The following is a 19,973-nucleotide window of genomic DNA, read 5'->3' on the forward strand; positions in this document are numbered from 1 at the left end:
CTCCTTATTTGCTAGCTGCTTGCGCTTGAGGGACGGGCGCTGCAGCCTCTTTTGGTGCTGGATCTGCGGCAGGCGCAGCCTGCACGCGCACCAAGTCGCCGTCGTTCAGGAAGGCGCCGCCGCGCGCCACGATGCGCGCCTGGGGCGCCAGGCCCGAGGTGATGGCCACGCGCTCGCCGCTGCGCGCACCGGTCTGCACGCGGTGCATGGCCACGCGCGAGTCCGTGCCTACCTCGAACACGTGCGAGAAGCCGTCGCGCACCACCACGGCCGACAGGGGCACCAGCAGCGCGTCGCGCTCGCCCAGCAGGAACTCGCCGCGCGCGAACATGCCCGCCCTTATCTCGGGGTGCGCCGGCAGGTCCACGTACACCAGCGCATTGCGCGTCTGCGGGTCCACCGTCGGGGCCAGCATGCGCACCGTGCCTTCCACCTGCGCGCCGCTGGCGGCCGTCACCACCGCCTTGGCACCGGGACGGATGCGGGGCAGCTCGCTGGAGGTGACCTCCGCGCGCCACTCCAGCCGGCCCTTGCGCACCATGCGAAACAGCTCGGTGCCTGCACCCACCACCGCGCCCACGGTGGCCGTGCGCGCGGAGATCACGCCACTGTCGGGCGCCAATACCTGGGTGTGTTTCAGGCGCAGCTGCTGGGCGTTGAGCGCCGCCTGTGCCGCCGCCACGCGGGCCTGTGCAGTCTGCGCGCCGGTGGCGTATTGCTGGATCTGCTGCTGGCTCAGCGCACCCGAGGCGCTCAGGGTGTTGGCGCGGTCGGCGTTGGCCTGCGCCTCGGCCTGGGCGGCGCGGGCCTCCAGCAGGCTGGCGCGGGCCTGGGCCACGTCGGCCTCGATGGTCTCGGGCGCGAAGGTGGCCAGCACCTGGCCGGCGCGCACCGTGTCGCCCACGTTCACGCGCACGTCGGTCAGCCGCAGGCCGCTCACCTCGGCGCCAATGCTGGCCTCCTGCCACGCGGCCACGTTGCCGTTGGCCGGCAGGCGCTGGGTCACGTTGCCGCGCTGCGGCTGGGTGGTGGCCACGGTGAGGGCGGGGCGCGGCCCCTCGGCCTGTGCGGAGTCCTCGGCATGGGTGGGGCCGCTGCCCAGCAGGACGGCGGTGGTCGCGGCAAGCCCCAGCAAAGCCAGGGCGATCAGGGTGCGGGTCGGTGTCAGGCGCGGCATGGCGGTCGAAAAGGATTTAGTGCGAAGAAGAAGGGGGGGTGGTGGCCGCCTGCGTGGAAGTCTGGGCCGCCGGCGCGTCGACCTCGGGCGTCCAGCCGCCGCCGGCCGCGCGGTACAGCGCCACCCAGGCGGCCATGCGCTCTTGCTCCAGCGCGACCACGGCGGTGTCCGAGGCGAGGGCGGTGCGGCGGGCGTCCTCCAGTTCCACCAGGCTCGCCAGGCCAGCGCGCCAGCGCTCCTGCGTGGCGGTGAAGGAGCGGCGGTAGTCCTCGGCGGCGCGCCGGGCGTCGGTGCTGCGGCGCGCGGTGCTGTCCAGCCGCGCCAGGGCCTGCTCCACCTCGCTCACGGCCTGGCGCACCTGCGCGCGGTAGGCCTGCGCGGCGCTGTCGTAGCGCGCACGGGCGGCATCCACCTGCGCGGCGCGGCGACCGCCGTCGAACAGCGGCAGCGTGACGGCCAGCGGGCCGATGGACCAGGTGTTGCTGGTGGCCTGCACCCCCGCGGTGCGCACCAACCCGCGGCCAATGGTGCCGCTGAGCGTGAGGCGCGGGTAGCGCTGCGCCTGGGCGTCGCCCACCTCGGCACTGGCGGCCGCCACCTCGCGCTCGGCGGCGTAGACGTCGGGCCGCTGCGCCAGCGTCTGCGCGGGCAGGCCGTCGATGCTGAACAGCTGCTCGGGCGGGTGCAGCGGCGGCGCGGCAGCCAGCTGCGTGCGCAGCAGGGGCTCGTCGCGCCCGGTGAGGGCCACCAGTGTCTTGACGATCACCTCGCACTGCAGGCGCTGCTGCTCGGCGCGCACCGCGCTGTCGGCCTGGCTGGCCGTGGCCAGCGCGGCAGTGGCGGGGGCGGTGAAGCCGGCGCGTTCGCTCTCGCGCGTGAGGCGGGCCGTTTCGCCGCGCGAGCGCGCATCCGCCTGCGCCACTTGCAACTGGCGCGCGCAGTGGTGCCAATTGCTGTACTGCAGAGCCGTCTCGGCCGCCACGGAAACGCGGGCCTCGTGCCACTGCGCCTGCGCACCGGCCAGGCGCTCGCGCGCGGCGTCCGCCACGGCGGCGTTGCGGCCGAACAGGTCGATCTCCCAGCCGGCCTGCAGCCCCGCCTGCGCGGTGGTGGCCACGCCGCGCACCTGCTCGTTGAAGCCGCGGCTGGCGCTGGCCTGCGCGTCCAGGCTGGGCAGCAGCGCCGCGCGTGCGGCCGTCTGCTGCGCGCGGGCCTGTGCCAGACGGGCGCCGGCCTCGGCCACCGTGGGGCTGAGGGCCTGTGCGTCCACGATCAGCGCGCCCAGCAGCGGGTCGCTGTGGCGCTGCCACCAGTCGGCCAGATCGGCCACGCTGCCTTGGTGGGGCAGCGGTGCGTGCCAGGCGGCGGGTGCGGGTGCCTGCACGGCCGCGGGCGGGCCTTGCACGGCGCAGGCGGCCAGTGCCAGGGGCAGGGTGGAAAGCGCAAGGCGCTGGAGGACGGGGCGCTTCATGGTGCGGTAGACCTGCGGGCGGTGCGCCGGCGGGGGGTGGAAGAGGTCGAAGGGGAGGGCGAGGCCGGGGCCGAAGGGGCGGCAGGCTGAGAGCGCGTGCGCCGGCGCCGCTCGGTGGCCACCATGGCCATGGCGTAGTCGGCCAGGCGTTCCGCCCACTGGTCCACGGCCGCCGGGGATGCGAGCAGCTGTGGCTGCATGGCGCACACCACTTCCTGATGGCTCCACAGCTGAAAGGCCAGTCCGGTGACGGTGAGCGTGAGGCGGTGCAGGTCGTCGTCGGCCTGCGGCAGCCCCAGGTGCCGGCACAGCAGCGCGGCCATGGCCTCGTTGGGTGCGCGCACGTCTTTTTCCAGCTCGATCTGCCACTGCGCCGTGGGCTCCAGCATTTCACGGATGTGCAGCCGCACTACCTGGCGTGCCATCTCGCCGTCGTGCAGCGGCCCCAGCGCGCCCTGGTAGAAGCAGTGCAGCGCGGCGCGCAGGGACAGGCCGGGGCGCATGAAGTCGGGCACCAGCGATTGCAGCGAGCCGAAGGGCGCGGAAAACAGCGCCGCGTACAGCGCGGCCTTGTCGCCGAAGTAGTAGCTCACCGAGGCCACGTTGACCTGGGCCTCGGCGGCGATCGCGCGGATTGAGGTCTTGGCGTAGCCCTGTTCGGAAAACAGTTTGAGCGCCGCCATCAGCAGCCGGGTGCGCGCCGGCGGCGGGCTGTCGCCGGGGGCGCCGGGGCGGGGGGGGCGAGAGGGGGGCGGGCCTCGTCATCGCGGCGCATTAGACCGCGATGAATCAAACGTTTGTTTGATTTTTACGGGGCGCTACATCTGCGCACGAATGGAAATTCCATGTATCAAAAGTGCCCCTTGCGCTTTATGGGTAAGCGCTAATAGCTATGAAAAATATAGCTAAATGCCGTAGCCGACTCAGCCGAACACGGCGCGCCACAGCGCGCGCACGGCGCCTTGCTCGGCGGCCAGCGTCTCGGGCGGCACGCGGGTGGGCTCTTCGTTGAGCCGCGCGCGGTGCTGCACGTGGCGCAGCGTGCGGTAGGCGTCGGCGGCGGCGCGGCCCACGCCCGCAGGCAACAGGCCGGCGGCCTCGGCGCGCTGCAGCAGCGCGATGTTGCCCACGTTGCCCTGCAGCTCGGGGTGCGCCGCGGAGTGCGCCAGCACCAGGTACTGCACGGCGAACTCGGCATCCACCATGCCGCCGGGGCTGTGCTTCACGTCGAACTGGTCCGCAGGCGCCGGGTGGGCGCTGCGCACGCGCTCGCGCATGGCGACGATCTCGCTGCGCAGCGCGGCGGCATCCCGCGGCGCGGTGATCACGGCCTGGCGCACGGCGTCGAAGCGCGCGTGCAGGCCTTCGCTGCCCATCACGAAACGCGCGCGCGTCATGGCCTGGTGCTCCCAGGTCCAGGCGGTGTTGCTGCCGCGCTGCTGCTGGTAGTCGGCATAGGCCTGGAAGCTGGTCACCAGCAGGCCCGAATTGCCGTTGGGCCGCAGGGCGGTGTCGATCTCGAACAGGTCGCCCTCGCCGGTCTTCACGGTGAGCCAGTTGATGAGCTTGCGCGCGAAGGCGGCGTAGACCTCGGGGGCACGCTCGTCGTCGTCGTCGAACACGAAGACGATGTCCAGGTCGCTGCCGTAGCCCAGTTCCTTGCCCCCCAGCTTGCCGTAGCCAATGATGGCGAACTGCGGCTGCTCACGGTGGCGGTTGCGCAGCCGGCCCCAGCACCACTCGGCCGTGACGCGCAGCACGCTGTCGGCCAGCGCGGACAGGTCGTCCGCCACCTGCTCCACGGTGATGCGCCGCTCCACGTCGCGCGCCAGCGTGCGGAAGGTCTCGGCATGGTGGGCGCGGCGCAGCAGGTCGAGCAGGTTCTCGTCGTCGTCCTCACCCGTGGACTGCAGCGCGGCCAGGCGCAGTCCCAGTTCGCGTTCGAAGTCGGCGGGCACGAAGCGCTCGGACAGCAGGGCGTCGCCCGCCAGCTCGTCGATCACCCCGGGGTGCTGCAGCATGTAGCGCGCGGGCCACTTGGCCGCGCCCAGCAGGTGCAGCAGATGCTCGTGCACCGAGGGGCGCTCCAGCAGCAGCGCCAGGTAGCTCTCGCGGCGCAGCAGTGGCTCCAGCCAGCCCACCAGGCGCACCGCGGCGTCCTCGTTGACCTGGCCCTCGGCCAGCCAGCGCCCGGTGCGTTGCACGATGCGAAACAGCCGTGCGCGCGCCTCATCGCGCAGCCCCTGCACGCGCGGATGGGTGCGCCACTCGGCCACGCGCTCGCGCACCTTGGCGGGCAGTTGCTCCAGCAGCGCCTCCAGGTCGGGGGCGGGCGACGCAGCCGCTGCGGCGCGCGGGCCGCCGCATCCGCCATTGCTGCATTGCTTGTGGCCCGTGCCGCCGAGCAGGATGTCGAACTCCTGGGCCACCAGTTCGCGGTGCGTGTCCAGCGCGCGCAGGAAGTCGCAGCAGTTCAGGCCCAGGGTGCGTGCGATCCAGGCCAGATCATCGTCGCGCGTGGGCAGCACATGGGTCTGCTGGTCGTCCAGGTACTGGATGCGGTGCTCCACGCGGCGCAGGAAGGTATAGGCGGCCGCCAGCTGCTCGGCCGTCTCCTGCGGCATGAGGCCGGCACGGGCCAGGCGTTCCAGGGCCTCCAGCGTGGGACGGCAGCGCAGTTCGGGGAACTGGCCGCCGCGCACCACCTGCAGCAGTTGCACGGTGAACTCGATCTCGCGGATGCCGCCGCGCGAGAGCTTCACGTCATTGGCGCGCTCGGGGTGGCCGGCGCTGCGCTTGGCGGCATGGTCGCGGATCTGGCGGTGCAGCGAACGCAGTGCATCGAACACGCTGTAGTCCAGGTAGCGGCGGAAGACGAAGGGCAGCACCACGCCGCGCAGCGCCTGCACGTTCGGCATGCCCAGGCAGTCCAGCGGCGCCACCACGCGGCTCTTGAGCCAGGCAAAGCGTTCCCATTCGCGGCCATGCACCAGCAGGTATTCCTCCAGCGACGCCAGCGACACGGCTGGTGGCCCCGAGTTGCCGTGCGGGCGCAGGGCCAGGTCCACGCGGAACACGAAGCCGTGCTCGGTGGTGTCGCCCAGCAGGCTGTAGATGGCCTTGACCGCGCGGGCGAAGTATTCGTGGTTGGAGAGCTTGCCGCGCCCGTCGGGCTGGCCGGCGGTTTCGCCCTCGTGTTCGTAGACGTAGATCAGGTCGATGTCGCTGGAGACGTTCAGCTCGCGCGCGCCGAGCTTGCCCATGCCCACGATCCACAGCTGCACGGGCTGGCCCTGGGGCCCCAGCGGCGCGCCGTGGCGCGCGTCCAGCTCGGCGCGGGCGTGCCGGCAGGCGCGGTCCAGTGCCAACTCTGCCAGCCGGGTCACGGCCAGGGTGATGTCGGACAGCGGTGCGGCCTGGTCGCAGTCCAGCGTGATCAGCCGCTCCATCACCAGTTGGCGCAGGATGCGCAGCGCCGCGCCCAGGTCGTGGCCGCGCGCCAGCAGGGCGTCGCAGGCCTGGGCCATGGTCTCGCGGGTGGGCACGCCCGGGGGCAGCAGCGCCAGCTCGGCCTGGTAACGGCGGTGCAGGCGCTGGTGGAAGCGCGAGTATTCCGACGGCGGGCTGCCGGCGGTCACGGGATCAGTCGAAGGCATCTGCATGGCAAGGGCTGCTCGGTGCGCTCGCGGGCCACGCCGGGGCGCGGCCGTACATAACGACACCGTGGGGTGCTGAACCCTCAGGGGATGTGCGGGTCATAATTCCTGCCATCGTTTCGCCCGCCATGACAGAGTCTCCGCCCCATCCCTCCCGCCTTCTCAAACTCGTGGCGGGCTGTGCGCGATGGGGATTGGTCGCCTTGGTGACCTTCTGGTTGCTGCTGGCGGCCGCCTGGGGGGGGCTGCATGGCTGGATTGTGCCGCGTATCGGGGACTTCCGTCCGCAGCTGGAACAGCAGGCCCAACGCGCACTGGGGGTACCTGTGCGCATCCATTCCATCAGCGCGCGCAGCGAGGGGCTGATCCCCTCGGTGGAGCTGAAGGACGTGGCCCTGCTGGACGCCCAGGGGCGCGAGGCGCTGCGCCTGCCGCGCGTGGTGGTGGCGCTGTCGCCGCGCTCGCTGCTGCGCTTTGGGTTCGAGCAGATCTATATCGAAGGCCCCGAGCTGGACATGCGCCGTGAGCGCGACGGGCGCATCGTTATCGCGGGCCTGGCCTTCCGCGACAGCGCCGAGGGCGACAGTGCGGCGGCCGACTGGCTGTTCTCCCAGGCCGAGGTGGCGATTCGCGCCGGCACGCTGCGCTGGACCGACGAGCAGCGTAGCGCCGAGCCGCTGGCGCTCACCGAGGTGAGCGTGGTGCTGCGCAACAGCGCGCGCCGCCACCAGGTGCGCCTGGACGCCACGCCGCCCGCCGAATGGGGCGCACCCTTTACCTTGCGCGGCCAGTTCCGCCAGCCGCTGCTGTCCACGCACAGCGGCGACTGGCAGCGCTGGAGCGGCGAGCTGTTCGCCCACTTCCCGCGCGTGGACGTGTCGCGCCTGCACCGGCATGCCGATCTGGAGGGGCTGCAGGTCGCGCAGGGCCGGGGCGCCGTGCGCGCGTGGGTGGATGTGCAGCGCGGCCAGATCGGCGGCGGCACGGTGGACATGGCACTCGACGAGGTCAACGCTACCCTGGGCAAGAACCTGCGCCCACTGGCGCTGCGCACAGTGACGGGGCGGGTGGGCGGTCGCTGGCTGGACGACGGCTTTGAGCTGTCCACCCAGAATCTGCAGTTCGTGGCCGACGATGGCCTGCGCTGGCCCGGCGGCAATCTGGCGCTGCGCCACAGCGGACAGGGCCAGGCAGGCCGAGAGCGTGGCGAACTGCAGGCCGACCGGCTGGACCTGGCTGCCCTGGCGCAGATCGCGAGCCGGCTGCCGCTGGGCGACACCGTGCACGGCGCGGTGCGCGACTATGCGCCGCGTGGTCTGGTGGAGCAGTTGCGGGCCGAATGGCAAGGGCCGCTGGCGCAGCCGCAGAAGTACCAGGTTCGCGGCAAGGTCGCAGGGTTGGCGCTGGCGGCGGACGACGCCGTGCCTACCGTCGCCGGCCTCAGTGGTGCGCAGGTGTCTTTCGATCTCACCCAGGCGGGTGGGCAGGCCGAGTTGGCCATGGCCGACGGGACGCTGCGCCTGCCCGGCGTGTTTGAGGAGCCCGTGGTGCCCGTGCAGCGGCTGGAAGCGGGGGTGCGCTGGCAGATCGAGGGCGAGCGCATCGCGGTCCAGACCAGCCAGCTGCGCTTTGCCAATGCGGACGCCCAGGGCGAGGCGCGGCTGAGCTGGCACACGGGCGACCCTGCGGCGTCGCCTGCGCGCGCGCGCTTTCCGGGGGTGCTGGACCTGTCGGGCACGCTGTCGCGGGCCGATGGCACGCGCGTGCATCGCTACCTGCCGCTCACCGTGCCAGCGGAGTCGCGGCACTATGTGCGCGACGCCATCCTCGCGGGGACCGCCAGCCAGGTGCAGTTCCGCGTGAAGGGCGATCTGCACGACTTTCCCTATGGCCATGTTCCGCGCGAGGGCGAATTCCACATCGCAGCGCGTGTCAAGGACGTGACGTACGGCTACGTGCCACCGGCGCTGTTGCACGCGGGCGACCGGCCCTGGCCGGCTCTCACGGCGCTGTCGGGGGAGCTGGTGTTTGATCGCGCGGGCATGGAAGTGCGCAACGCCACGGGGCGCTTTGCCGGGTATCCCGCGCTGCGGGTGCAGAAAGTGAACGCGAAGATCGCGGACCTGCAGCACACCGAAGTGGTGGTCGGGGCCGACGTGCGCGGCCCGCTGCCCGACATGCTGGCGCTGGTGAGCGCCTCGCCTATCTCCCGGCTTACGCAGGGGGCGCTGGACCGGGCAGCCGCCACCGGCGTGGCCGAACTGCAGCTGGGCCTGACGCTGCCCATCAGCCGTATCAACCAGTCCACCGTGCGCGGCAGCGTCACCCTGGCGGGCAACGACGTGCACTTTGTGCCCGAGGCGCCCCTGGTGAACGCGGCCCGGGGCGTGGTGCAGTTCAGCCAGAGCGGTTTCACGCTGGTTGGCGTGCAGGGACGCGCCCTGGGGGGCGAGGTACGGCTGGAAGGCGGCATGAATGCGGCGCCGGCGGGGGCTGGAGAGTCCTCGGTGCGCGTGCGTGCGCGCGGCACAGCCACCGCCCAGGGTCTGCGCGAGGCACAGCAGCTGGGCCTGGTGTCGCGGCTGGTGCGCGGCGCCAGTGGCAGCGCCGCCTACACGGTGGCCGTGGGGGTGCGGCGGGGAGTGGCCGAACTGCAGGTGGCCAGCGACCTCGTCGGTCTTTCGCTGACGGCGCCCGCGCCACTGGGCAAGGCAGCGCAGGCCCCGTTGCCCGTGCGCTTCGAGAACCGCTTGACGCCCGAGGCCGCAGCCTCGGATACCGCGCCCTTGCAGGACGAATTGACGCTGGAGTTGGGCGACGTGGGCAGGCTCAACTACCTGCGCGCACTGGACGGGCCGCAGGCGCGCGTGCTGCGCGGCGCGCTCGCCATCGGCGTGCCGCCGGCGCAGATGCCCGCGCCTCCCCCCCAGGGTGTCGCGGCACACGCCGTGTTGGGTGCGCTGGACGTGGATGCGTGGACGGCGCTGTTGCAAGAGCCCTCGGCACCGTCAGCACAGGCACAGGCAGTAGTACCGGCACCCGTGCCCTCCGGGGAGGCGCTGACCACCGATTACCTGCCCACCAGCCTGGCCGTGCGTGCCGCCACGCTTACGCTGCATGGGCGCACGCTGCACGACGTGGTGGTGGGCGCGTCGCGGCAGGGCGCCGTGTGGCGCGCCAACGTGGATGCCGATGAGCTGGACGGGTACCTGGAGTACCGCCCTGCCGGCGCGTCCGCGCCGCGTGCCGATGCGGCCCAGGGGCTGCTGCACGCCCGGCTGGCGCGGCTGGCCATTCCGCAGATGGCCGAGACGCAGGTCAACGCGCTGCTCGATGCGCGCGAACCGGGCACGCTGCCGGCGCTGGACATCGTGGTGGAGGATTTCGAGTTGCGCGGACGGCGCCTGGGGCGCATCGAGATCGAGGCGCGCAACCGCGGCACGGAGGGCGGCCAGCGCGAGTGGCGCCTGTCCAAGTTCAATCTGACCGCCCCCGAGGCCGTGCTGACCTCGCAGGGCCACTGGGCGCTGGTGGGCAGCGGGGAGCAGGCGCAACGGCGCACGGTGATGGACTTCGAGCTGGACATCCGCGATTGCGGCGCCTTGCTGGCACGCTTTGGCATGGATGGCGTGGTGCGCCACGGCAAGGGACGCATCGGGGGCCAGGTGGGTTGGCTGGGCTCGCCGTTGTCACCCGACTACCGCACCATGAGCGGCCAGATAAATGTGAACGTGGAGGCAGGCCAGTTCCTCCAGGCCGACCCGGGACTGGCCAAGCTGCTGAGCGTGTTGAGCCTGCAATCCCTGCCGCGGCGCTTCGCGCTGGACTTCCGCGACGTGTTCAGCGAAGGCTTCGCATTCGACTTCGTGCGTGGCGACATGCGCATCGAAAACGGTGTGGCCACCACCAACAATCTGCAGATGAAGGGCGTGAATGCCGCCGTGCTCATGGAAGGCAGCGCCGACATCGAACGCGAGACGCAGGACCTGCACGTGGTGGTCGTGCCCGAAATCAACGCCATGACGGCTTCCCTCGTGGCCACGGCGATCAACCCCGTCATTGGCCTGGGCAGTTTCCTCGCGCAGGTTTTCCTGCGCGGCCCGCTGATCCAGGCCGCCACGCAGGAATTCCGCATCGACGGCACCTGGTCAGAACCGCGTGTGGATCGCATCCAGCGCCGCAAGAGCGCTGCGCCGGAAGGCGCAGCGAGCCCTACCGTTCCACCGGCATCAGGAGACAAACCATGAAAGTCGCAGCCTTGCAACTGGTCTCGGGCATCGCGCTGCAGGCCAACCTGGCGCAGGCGCGCCATCTGCTGGAGCAGGCGGCGCAGGCGGGCGCGGAGCTGGCGGTGCTGCCCGAGTATTTCTGCGCCATGGGCTTGGCCGATGCGGACAAGCTGGCGCTGCGCGAGACCATGGGCGACGGCGTGGTCCAGCGGTTTCTGGCGCAAGCGGCGCGCGAGCTGGGCCTGTGGGTGGTGGGCGGCACGCTGCCGCTGGTGTGCGACAGCGAAGAGCGCGTGCACAACACCACGCTGGTGTTCTCGCCCGCGGGCGACTGCGTGGCGCGTTACGACAAGATCCACCTGTTCCGCTTCGACAACGGCACTGAATGCTTCGATGAGGCGCGCGTGATCCAGGCCGGGCGCGAGAGCGTGCGCTTTGCCTTGCCGGCGCGGGATGGCAACGTGTGGCGCGTGGGGTTGTCGGTGTGCTACGACCTGCGCTTCCCCGAGCTGTACCGCCAGCACGCGCGCGCGGGTGCCGACCTGCTGCTGGTGCCCAGCGCCTTCACCTACACCACCGGCCGGGCCCACTGGGAGGTGCTGCTGCGTGCGCGCGCCGTGGAGAACCTGGCCTATGTGCTGGCGCCGGCGCAGGGCGGAACGCACGAGAACGGCCGGCGCACCTGGGGCCACAGCATGCTGGTGGACCCCTGGGGCAGCGTGCTGGCCCAGCAGCCCGAGGGCGCGGGCGTGGTCCTGGGTACGCTGGATGCGGCGCATCTGCGCCAGGTGCGCCGCCAGCTGCCGGCGCTTGAGCATTGCGTGCTCTGATGGGCGGCACCGTGGAGCACGGCGGACCGGCGGGCGGACGGGACAGGGGTGCTGCGGGCCCGCAGCAGGGCCCGCAGTCGCTGCTGCCCCCTTCGGCGCCAGAAGACGGGCTCCAGGACAAGGTACCCCGCCGGTGGCGCCGCTGGGTGGGTGCGTGGCGGCGCTGGTCCCTGTGGACGCTGCTGGTGGCGCTGGTGGCGGGCATGCTGGTCACCCAGGTATGGCTGGCTGGCCGCTACGAGGCCAGCCAGGTGCAAAGCCGCCTGGAACGCGACACTGCCGACGCCGTGGCCGACATCCGCAACGCCTTCGCGCACAACCTGCAGAACCTGCAGGCGCTGCAGGCGGGCGACCCCGACCTGGCCACGTGGGAGGCGCGCGCTGCCGAGCTGCTGAGCACGCGCCGCGAGCTGGTGCGCATCGAATGGCGGGACACGCAGCTGCTGCTGCGCGCACATGCGGAGTCGCCCTATCGCCCCCTGCCGTGGGACGCCACCACGCGCAGCGGCACGCATTCGGAGACCATGCTGGCCTGTACCAACGCCCGGCGCATCACCGGCCCGTCGTACTCCAGCAGCTATTTCCAGCCCCTGCCCGACGGCATGGGCGCCGAGATGATGGAGGTCTGCCTGCCGTTGATCCAGGACGGACGCGTGCGCGGCTTCCTGGTGGCCACCTACGCGCTGCAGACCGTGCTGCAGGACTTGGTGGCGCCCAGCCTGCAGCGCACGCAGGAGGTGTCGTTCACCGAGGCCGACGGCACGCGGCTGGCGCTGGTGGGCGCGCTGCGCCGGGGCTCGCGCATGTTCACGGCGCAGCAGCTGTTCGACCTGCCGGGCAACACCCTGGTGCTGCGCATGGACGGCTGGCACGCCGCGCCCAGCGTGTTTCCCAACGTCCTCACGGCCCTGGTCACGGCCATGTCGATCGCGCTGGTGTCGGTGCTGGTGGTGCTGGTGCGCGACAACCGGCGCCGCCTGCGCGCCGAGCGCGACCTGGGCGACGCGCTGGCTTTTCGCAAGGCGATGGAGGACTCGCTGGTCACGGGGCTGCGTGCGCGCGACCTCAACGGCCGCATCACCTATGTGAACCCGGCGTTCTGCGACATGGTGGGCTTTCCCGCATCCGAGTTGGTGGGCCAGACGTCGCCGCTGCCCTACTGGCCGCCCGAGCACGCGCAGGAATATGCGGAGCGGCAGGTGGTGCGTATGTCGGGCCGGCTCGACCCGCCGCGCGAAGGGTACGAATCCACCTTCATGCGCAGGGACGGCACGCGCTTTCCCGTCATGATCTACGAAGCGCCGTTGATCAACGCACAGGGTCTGCACACGGGGTGGATGGGCTCGTTTCTCGACGTGAGCGAGCAGCGGCGCGTGGAGGAGCTGTCGCGCACGTCGCTGGAGCGCCTGCAGGCCACGGCACGCCTGGCCACGGTGGGGGAGATGGCATCGCTGCTGAGCCATGAACTGAACCAGCCGCTGGCGGCCATCTCCAGCTATGCCAACGGCTCGCTTAACCTGCTGGAGCCGGCGCCGGGCGCCGAGTTGCCGTCGCCCCAGGACCTGCAGGACGTGCGCGTGGGCGTGCAGCGCATTGCAGCGCAGGCCGAGCGCGCGGGCCGCGTGATCAAGAGCGTGCACGACTTCGTGCGGCGCCGCGACCAGACCCGCGAGCCGGTCACCGCGCAGGACCTGTTCGATGCGGTGCTGCCCATCATCCGGCTGCAGGCGCGCAAGCTGGGCGTGCGCGTGGTGCTGTCGATCGAGGACGGCCTGCCGCCCGCGCTGTGCGACCGCACCATGGTCGAGCAGGTGCTGTTGAACCTCACGCGCAACGCCATGCAGTCCATGGACGACCCGCAGATCCATCCGCGCATCCTCGACCTGCGGGTGCGGCGCGCGGCCTCCAATGCGTCCAACAGCTGGCTGGAGTTCTCGGTGGCCGACATGGGCATGGGCATTCCCGAGGACGTGGCCGAGCGCCTGTTCACGCCGTTCTACACCACGCGCGTCGAGGGCATGGGCCTGGGGCTGAGCCTGTGCCGCACCGTGGTGGAGCAGCATGGGGGCTTTCTGGACCATGCGGCGCGTGAGCCGCGTGGTACGGTATTCACTTTCACCCTGCCCGCATTTCAGAAAGCCGACCCCTGATGGAACCCGCCTCCAACGCCACTGTGTACATCGTGGACGACGACGCCGAGGTGCGCGAGGCACTGGCTTGGCTGCTGCGCTCGCGCCGTGTGCTCAGCGAGGCGTTCGCCAGCGCCGAAGCGTTCGAGACCATGCTGGCCGAGCGCACCGCCAGCGGCCTCATGCAGCGCCAGCCCTGCTGCCTGCTGCTGGACGTGCGCATGCCGGGCGGCATGAGCGGCCTGGCGCTGTTCGACAAGATGGTGGAGCGCGGCGACACCGCGGGCATGCCGGTGATCTTCCTCACGGGCCACGCCGACGTGCCCACCGCCGTGGCCACGGTCAAGCGCGGCGCGTTCGACTTCTGCGAGAAGCCGTTTTCCGACAATCAGCTCGTGGACCGCATACAAGCAGCGCTGGAGCTGTCGGCCCGGCACATCGAGGCCTGCCGCGCGCGCCACGAACTGCAGGACCGGCTGTCCGACCTGACCGACCGCGAGCGCGATGTGATGCGGTTGGTGGTCGAAGGCCTGCCCAACAAGCTCATCGCCGATCAGCTTGACATCAGCGTGCGCACGGTGGAGGTGCACCGCGCGCGCGTGTTCGACAAGATGCAGGTCAAGTCGGCGGTGGAACTCGCCAACCTGCTGCGCGCCGCGCCACCGGCGTAAAAAAAGACGCGGGCCCTTGCGGGCACGCGTCGTCTTCGTCTTCACATCGTCGGCGCGGGCAGGATTGCCGCGCCGACGGCCCGCCGCAGATCAGCCGCGGCCCTGGCGCTCGCCCACATAGATCTCCACGCGGCGGTTGCGGGCGCGCCCGTCGGAGGTGTCGTTGGAGGCCACAGGTTCACGCGAGCCACGGCCTTCCACGTGGATGCGGTTGCCGTTCACGCCACGCGCCGTGAGGTAGTTGCGCGTGCTCTCGGCGCGGTCCAGCGACAACGGGTTGTTGATCGCATCGCTGCCGGTGGAGTCGGTGTGGCCGACGATGCGCACCTCGGTGTTCGGATTGTTGCGCAGGCCCTCGGCAAAGCGGTCCAGAATGGGGCGGAAGTTGGGCTGGATGTCCGAACGGTTGGTGGCGAACGAGATATCGCTCGGGATGTCCAGCTTGAGCTGGTTGTCCGGCGTCTGCGTCACCGTCACACCGGTGCCCTGGGTGGCGGCCTGCATGTCCTGCTTTTGGCGCTCCATGTGCTGGGACCAGATGTAGGTGCCCAGGGCGCCCACGCCCGCGCCGATCACGGCGCCCTGCGCCGCATGGCCGCCCGTCATGGCGCCGATGGCTGCGCCGCCCAGCGCACCCACGCCGGCGCCGGTGGCGGTGCGGCGCTGGGTGTCGGTCATGTTGGCACAGCCCGTGGCCAGCATGACCACCGCGAGACTGCCGATGAGGAGAGGTTTGCGCATGAGAGAACTCCTTTGTTGTTGCTCGGTCGGCTCGCAGCCCTCCAGCGGGCGGCTGGGCCAGTGCGAGCAGCGTAGCAATCCAGCGGTGCCTCGTCTGTAGGACGCGGCGCAACGCGCGTGCGCGACCCGTGGCCGATGGGCCTGCGTTCAATGGGCCGCGCTCATTCCCGGCCAGAATCCGCGAGCGCTCTCAGTCGTGCGGCGGGGCGTCGCCCCGTGGGGGCTCGCTGGGGGCCGCTGGCGGCTCGCCGCCCTTGCGGCCGCTGAACATGGTCCACCAGACAATGCCCACGAGGAGCACCAGTGCAAGCAATGCTTCAAGCAAAATCAGCCCCATGAATCTTCGTCTCCTGCGCCTGGTGGTATCGGCGCTGATTGTAGGAACGCTGGCCGCGTGCTCCACCCGTCCTCCGGCGCCCGTGACGCCCAGCGTGCCGTCCGTGCAGCCACCCGCCGCGCCCACTGTACCGGTGCCTGTGCCGGGCACGCTCACGCAGTCCAAGAGCCGCTGGGTGCCCGTGGGCTGGGGCGAGTTGCCGGGCTTTGAGGGCGATGCGCTGCACGAGGCCTGGAACGCCTGGCTGCGCAGCTGCGAGCGCCCCGCGCCGGCGTTCGCGCCGCTGTGCGGCGATGTGCGCCGCCTGAGCATCGCGTCGCCCGAGGAGCAGCGCGGCTGGATGATGCAGCGCCTGCAGCCCTACCGCGTCGAGTCGCTGGACGGAGCGGCCGACGGCCTGCTCACGGGCTACTTTGAGCCCTATCTGGACGCCGCGCGCCAACCGGGCAACGGCTTCAGCGTGCCTTTGTATGCACCCCCGGCCGATCTGGCGGCGCGCAAGCCCTGGTACACGCGCCAGCAGATCGACACCCTGCCGCAGGCCCAGGCCGCCCTGGCCGGCCGCGCCATCGCCTGGGTGCGCGACCCGGTGGAAGCCATGGTGCTGCACATCCAGGGCTCGGGCCGGCTGCGCGTGCAGGAGGCGGACGGCAGCGTGCGCCTGGTGCGCCTGGCCTTCGCGGGCACCAACGACCAGCCGTACAAGAGCGTGGGCAAGTGGCTGCTGGACCAGGGCCTGGTGCGCGACGCCACCTGGCCCGGCATCACCGCCTGGGTGCGGGCCAATCCGCAGCGCGTGAACGAGATGCTGTGGTCCAACCCGCGCTACGTGTTCTTCCGCGAGGAGCCGCTGGACGCGCTGGACGCCGCCTTCGGGCCCAAGGGCGCGCAGGGCGTGCCGCTCACGCCGGGGCGCTCGATCGCCGTGGACCGCCAGAGCATCCCCTACGGCACGCCGGTGTGGCTGGCCTCCAGCGGCCCCACGGCGCAGTTGTCGCGCCTGGTGCTGGCGCAGGACACGGGCAGCGCCATCCTGGGCGCGGTGCGCGCGGATTACTTCACCGGCTGGGGCCCCGAGGCGGGCGAGATTGCCGGGCGCCTGAAGCAGGGCCTGCGCCTGTGGGCGTTGTGGCCGCGGTAATGCTATTGATTTGGAAGCTGTTCGCGCTTGATTTATGGCGCTTTCAATACAAATTAATGCTGAAATGCCCGTAAGGCAAGCGCTGAAAGCTATCAATATGGTAGTGATTCATTCGCCCTCGACCACGTAGCGCGACACCACGGGCGGCGCGTCGCCCACGTGGAAGGCAAAGCGCCGGTCGCGCAGCGCCACGTCGGAGGCGGTGACGCGGTCAAAGCGCCGCAGGTGCTCCGTCCAGGATTCGTCCACCACGCGCTCCACGTAGCGGCGCGGGTCGGCGATGTCGTGCTGCAGCTCCCAGCTCAAGGCGCCCTGGCGCAGGCGCGCGCGGCGGCTTTCCTGCATCACGGCGCGGAATTCTGCCGCCCGCGCGGGGTTGATGAAGTATTCGATGCTGACCACCAGCCGCAGGCCGGCGGCGGGCGGGCTGTCGGCCCGCGGTGCCTGGAAGGCGCGCGAGGCGCTCAGGTCCTCCTCGCCATGGCGGTTGCTCACCAGGCGCTGTACCAGCGCCATCACCAGCACCCCGGTGAGTGCCGCCAATGCCAGGCTCATGTGCACGCTGGAGAGTGCGGCGACCTGCCCCCACAGCGCCGCGCCCACGGCCGTGGCGCCCATGATGGACATCTGGTAGATGGACATGCCGCGCGCGCGCACCCAGTTGGGCAGCGCCAGCTGTGCGGCCACCGTGAGCGAATTGGCGGTGGTGATCCACGCCGCCCCGCCCACCAGCATGGCCGGCACCGCCACGTACACGTTGGGCGCAATGGCGACCACGGCCGTGGCCAGCGCCTGCAGCAGCGTGCCGCGCGCCACCAGCTGGTCCAGCGACATCATCTGGCGCAGGCGCGGCAGGAACATGGCAGCGCTCACGGCGCCCGCGCCCATGGAGGCCAGCAGCAGCGTGAAGGTGCCCGCGCCGCCGCCCTGCAGGTCGCGCGCCACCAACGGCAGCAGCGCCAGCAGCGCCGTGGCATGCAGGAAGAAGATGGAGATGCGCCACAGCACGGCGCGCATCGGGGGCGACTCGCGCACGAACTGCAGACCCACGCGCATGGCACTGGTCAGGCGCTCGCGCCCCAGCGGGTTGGGCATGGGCTGGCGCCGCCAGCGCATGATGGTGAAACCCGCCACCAGCGACAGCGCGGCATTCAGCACGAACACCCAGGCGCTGCCCGCGCTGGCGATGATGGCGCCGGCCACCAGCGGGCCAATGATGCGCGAGGCGTTCATGGCCACGCCATTGAGCGCCAGCGCCGCGGGCAACTGTTGGCGGTTCACCAGCTCCGGCACGATGGCCGCAAACACCGGCCAGCGCATCGCCAGCCCGATGCCGTTGGCGAAGGTCAGCGCCAGCAGCAGGTAGGGGTTGAGCCCACCCCAGAGGATGGCCACGCACAGCACCACCGCCACGGCCGCCACCCAGAACTGCGTGACCATGAAGTAGCGCCGCCGGTCCAGGATGTCGGCCAGCGCGCCGCTGGGCAGGCCCAGCAGGAACACGGGCAGCGTCGAGGCCGTCTGCACCAGCGCCACCAGGGCAGGCGAATCGGTCAGCGTGGTCATCAGCCAGGCCGTGGCCACGTCGTTCATCCACATGCAGGTGTTGGCCGCCAGCCAGGTGAGCCACAGCATGCGGAACACCGGCACCGACAGCGGCGCGAAGGGCGACTGCGGCGCACGCTGCGCCGCGCTGTGCCGCAACTCGGCTGTGGCGGCGGCCTCGGCGGTGTGGGCGGCGGCGGAGGCCGCGTCGGGGCCTGGCGGTGTGGGTGGTGAACTCAGCGGTCCGCTGTCATGGAGGGGCTGGGGCGGCATGTGCGGCCATTGTGACGGGAATGCGGCGCGCTTGCTGCGCCGGGGCCGCAATCTCGGCGGGCGCGAAACGGTGTTCAGCCTCTGTTGGAATTGCCGTTGCCGTTGCCTCCGGCGTTGCCGTTGCCGTTGCCCCCGGCATTCCCGTTGCCGTTGCCGTTGCCTCCGGCATTCCCGTTCCCGTTGCCGTTGGTGTTTGCGGGAGGAGGCAACGCGGATGGAGGGTCAACTACAGCCCTTTGCCGCACGCGTATCCGCTGCGCGACCAGCACGCCGTTGGCAGACATCCTGCCCGCCACTTCCAGCGTTGCGCCGTTGCGGATGTCATCAGCCCGCCCCCCGGTTATTTGCGCGCCCGAGCCATCGATATCCGTGCCTTGCAGCGCAAAGGATTGTGCAGAGGCGAAGTTCGTCACCACACCTTCCAGCACGACGGGCGTGTCTGCCTGGCGTGAGAGGCTGTGCGCTGGCCGCAGCACGCGGGCCACGAGCACGTTGCCGGACGGTGCCTGGGCTGCATGCACATACAGCGGCATGCCGTTGTCCAGCATGCCCGCCTCCAGACCGTTCAAAAAGGCAGCCTGTGCATACTGGATCTGCATGGTGCCCAACTGGAACCGGCGGGCCACCGTATCGAGGGCCTGCACGCTGCCCCACAGCACGGGCTGTACCGAGGGGAGCGTGGCGGTGGTCAGCTGCAGCCGGGTCGCGCGCATCAGCCCACTGCTGGTGGGCAACGCATGTACCTGCACGATCTGGCCGACTTGCAAGGCGGCCAAGCCGGACAGCCCGTCGAGCACGGTCTCGTCATCGACATATACCCGCGCACCCATTACCTCGATGCGCCCCAGCGCCGCGTCCACGGCATCCACCGCCCCCCGTAGCTCCGGTATCGACAGTACCGGCGCGGCCGTACCCGTGCTGAATCCGGTATCGAGGGTGCCGTTCACTTGCACGGTCATGCCAGGTTTCAGGCTGCTCTGGCCGCTCTTCAGGCTTTGCTGACCGTTGGCGTCTTCCTGCGAGACGCCTTCCACTTCCACCTGGGCGTGGCTGATATCGAAGCGCACGCCGTTCACAACCATGTACGACCCGCTGGGTGATTCGCCGAGGCTGTCGACGCTGCCAATGGCCACGGAAGACATGGCGATGCCGGTGCCGCCCGAGCCCACGCCGTCGCCGCCTCCACAGGCTGCGAGCACCAGCCCCAGCGTGGTCATCAGCGCGTATATCCCAGTCCTCATGTTTTTTTCCTGCGCCTTGCAGAGCCTGCACGGGTGGTCGGCTTCACGTCCGGCGGCTCGTCCTCATGGTAGACATACACCCCTACGCGCATGCGTGCCGTTCCCATGCCTGCCGCAGAGGCATGGGCCTGGGTCATTTCCCGTACCAGGCGGTAATGCACGGAATCCCAATGTTCCCGCGCCAACTGGTGGATGCGTTCGCACTCCGACACGGTCAAGCCCGAGGCATAGACGGAGCGTTCCAGCATCCGGGGCTGCTGCCCCAAGGTATTGCTGACGGCGGCCAGCAGATGGTCCCGCACATTGTCCCCGGTGAAGGCCAGCATGTCCCGCAGACTGGTGGCCGGGATGAAGCCGTCGCCCACCAGTTCCACCTCGCCTTCGCCGTCGCCCGTCAGCCCCCTGACCAAATTCAGGCGCTGAAGCTCCTCCAGCAGGGTTCTGTGGTGCACATCGCCGCGGGTGGCGAGACGCGCCACCAGTTCAAAGGAGATGTAATGGATGCCTCCCTCCCCACGGGGAAGTCGATCGC

At 70.8% G+C, this 19,973-nt stretch carries 14 protein-coding genes; 5 read left to right on the forward strand and 9 right to left on the reverse strand.

All coding sequences use genetic code 11. From position 1 onward, the window contains the following. Positions 1–4 precede the first annotated feature (4 nt). From OX89_RS02360 to glnE, 4 genes are all read right to left on the reverse strand, one after another. Positions 5–1,177: an efflux RND transporter periplasmic adaptor subunit gene (locus OX89_RS02360; RefSeq protein ID WP_047349408.1), complete on the reverse strand. Its 1,173-nt coding sequence runs from the start codon at positions 1,175–1,177 to the stop codon at positions 5–7. A 16-nt stretch (positions 1,178–1,193) separates the two neighbouring features. Further along, positions 1,194–2,648: an efflux transporter outer membrane subunit gene (locus tag OX89_RS02365; RefSeq protein WP_047349409.1), complete on the reverse strand. Its 1,455-nt coding sequence runs from the start codon at positions 2,646–2,648 to the stop codon at positions 1,194–1,196. Continuing rightward, the gene (locus tag OX89_RS02370) at positions 2,645–3,331 is read right to left on the reverse strand and encodes a CerR family C-terminal domain-containing protein (RefSeq protein ID WP_052952225.1); all 687 of its coding nucleotides are present in this window, start codon (positions 3,329–3,331) and stop codon (positions 2,645–2,647) included. Before OX89_RS02370 ends, OX89_RS02365 begins: the two co-directional genes overlap by 4 nt. A gap of 240 nt (positions 3,332–3,571) precedes the next feature. Next, positions 3,572–6,310, reverse strand: coding sequence for a bifunctional [glutamate--ammonia ligase]-adenylyl-L-tyrosine phosphorylase/[glutamate--ammonia-ligase] adenylyltransferase (gene glnE / locus OX89_RS02375; RefSeq protein ID WP_047349410.1), 2,739 nt, complete (start codon positions 6,308–6,310; stop codon positions 3,572–3,574). A gap of 122 nt (positions 6,311–6,432) precedes the next feature. On the opposite strand from glnE, the gene OX89_RS02380 reads away from it, so the two are divergent. The 4 genes from OX89_RS02380 to OX89_RS02395 are packed head-to-tail and all read left to right on the forward strand — an operon-like array spanning position 6,433 to position 14,163. Next, positions 6,433–10,551: a YhdP family protein gene (locus OX89_RS02380; RefSeq protein WP_047349411.1), complete on the forward strand. Its 4,119-nt coding sequence runs from the start codon at positions 6,433–6,435 to the stop codon at positions 10,549–10,551. Beyond that, positions 10,548–11,363 (forward strand): carbon-nitrogen hydrolase family protein, encoded by an 816-nt coding sequence (locus OX89_RS02385; RefSeq protein WP_047349412.1) that lies wholly within the window; start codon positions 10,548–10,550, stop codon positions 11,361–11,363. The genes OX89_RS02380 and OX89_RS02385 overlap by 4 nt, the downstream gene beginning before the upstream one ends. Beyond that, a complete protein-coding gene (locus OX89_RS02390) occupies positions 11,363–13,513 on the forward strand; it encodes a nitrogen regulation protein NR(II) (protein WP_047349413.1) in 2,151 nt (716 codons plus the stop codon). The genes OX89_RS02385 and OX89_RS02390 overlap by 1 nt, the downstream gene beginning before the upstream one ends. Further along, positions 13,513–14,163, forward strand: a complete 651-nt coding sequence (locus OX89_RS02395; RefSeq protein WP_047349414.1) for a response regulator transcription factor — start codon at positions 13,513–13,515, stop codon at positions 14,161–14,163. The genes OX89_RS02390 and OX89_RS02395 overlap by 1 nt, the downstream gene beginning before the upstream one ends. Before the next feature lie 90 nt (positions 14,164–14,253). On the opposite strand, the gene OX89_RS02400 is transcribed toward OX89_RS02395, so the two are convergent. Beyond that, entirely contained in the window at positions 14,254–14,904 is a 651-nt protein-coding gene (locus OX89_RS02400) for an OmpA family protein (protein ID WP_011807097.1), read from the reverse strand. Positions 14,905–15,094: 190 nt separating this feature from the next. Beyond that, positions 15,095–15,241: a hypothetical protein gene (locus OX89_RS18795; RefSeq protein ID WP_172208921.1), complete on the reverse strand. Its 147-nt coding sequence runs from the start codon at positions 15,239–15,241 to the stop codon at positions 15,095–15,097. On the opposite strand from OX89_RS18795, the gene OX89_RS02405 reads away from it, so the two are divergent. After that, positions 15,174–16,382 carry a murein transglycosylase A gene (locus OX89_RS02405; RefSeq protein ID WP_162844526.1) on the forward strand — a complete coding sequence of 403 codons (1,209 nt, stop codon included), beginning with the start codon at positions 15,174–15,176 and terminating at the stop codon, positions 16,380–16,382. The two genes, OX89_RS18795 and OX89_RS02405, sit on opposite strands and share 68 nt — an antisense overlap. Before the next feature lie 108 nt (positions 16,383–16,490). On the opposite strand, the gene OX89_RS02410 is transcribed toward OX89_RS02405, so the two are convergent. From OX89_RS02410 to OX89_RS02420, 3 genes are all read right to left on the reverse strand, one after another. Next, positions 16,491–18,200 (reverse strand): MFS transporter, encoded by a 1,710-nt coding sequence (locus tag OX89_RS02410; RefSeq protein WP_047349415.1) that lies wholly within the window; start codon positions 18,198–18,200, stop codon positions 16,491–16,493. A 74-nt stretch (positions 18,201–18,274) separates the two neighbouring features. Continuing rightward, on the reverse strand, positions 18,275–19,417 hold the full coding sequence (locus OX89_RS02415; RefSeq protein ID WP_234305475.1) for a DUF5666 domain-containing protein: 1,143 nt from the start codon (positions 19,415–19,417) through the stop codon (positions 18,275–18,277). A 20-nt stretch (positions 19,418–19,437) separates the two neighbouring features. Further along, positions 19,438–19,973: DUF6502 family protein (locus OX89_RS02420; protein WP_047349423.1), on the reverse strand; the 536-nt coding region annotated here is incomplete at its 5' end.

Origin of the sequence: Diaphorobacter sp. J5-51 (genome assembly GCF_001023515.1) — a bacterium.
Classification (GTDB): Bacteria; Pseudomonadota; Gammaproteobacteria; order Burkholderiales; family Burkholderiaceae_C; genus Diaphorobacter; species Diaphorobacter nitroreducens.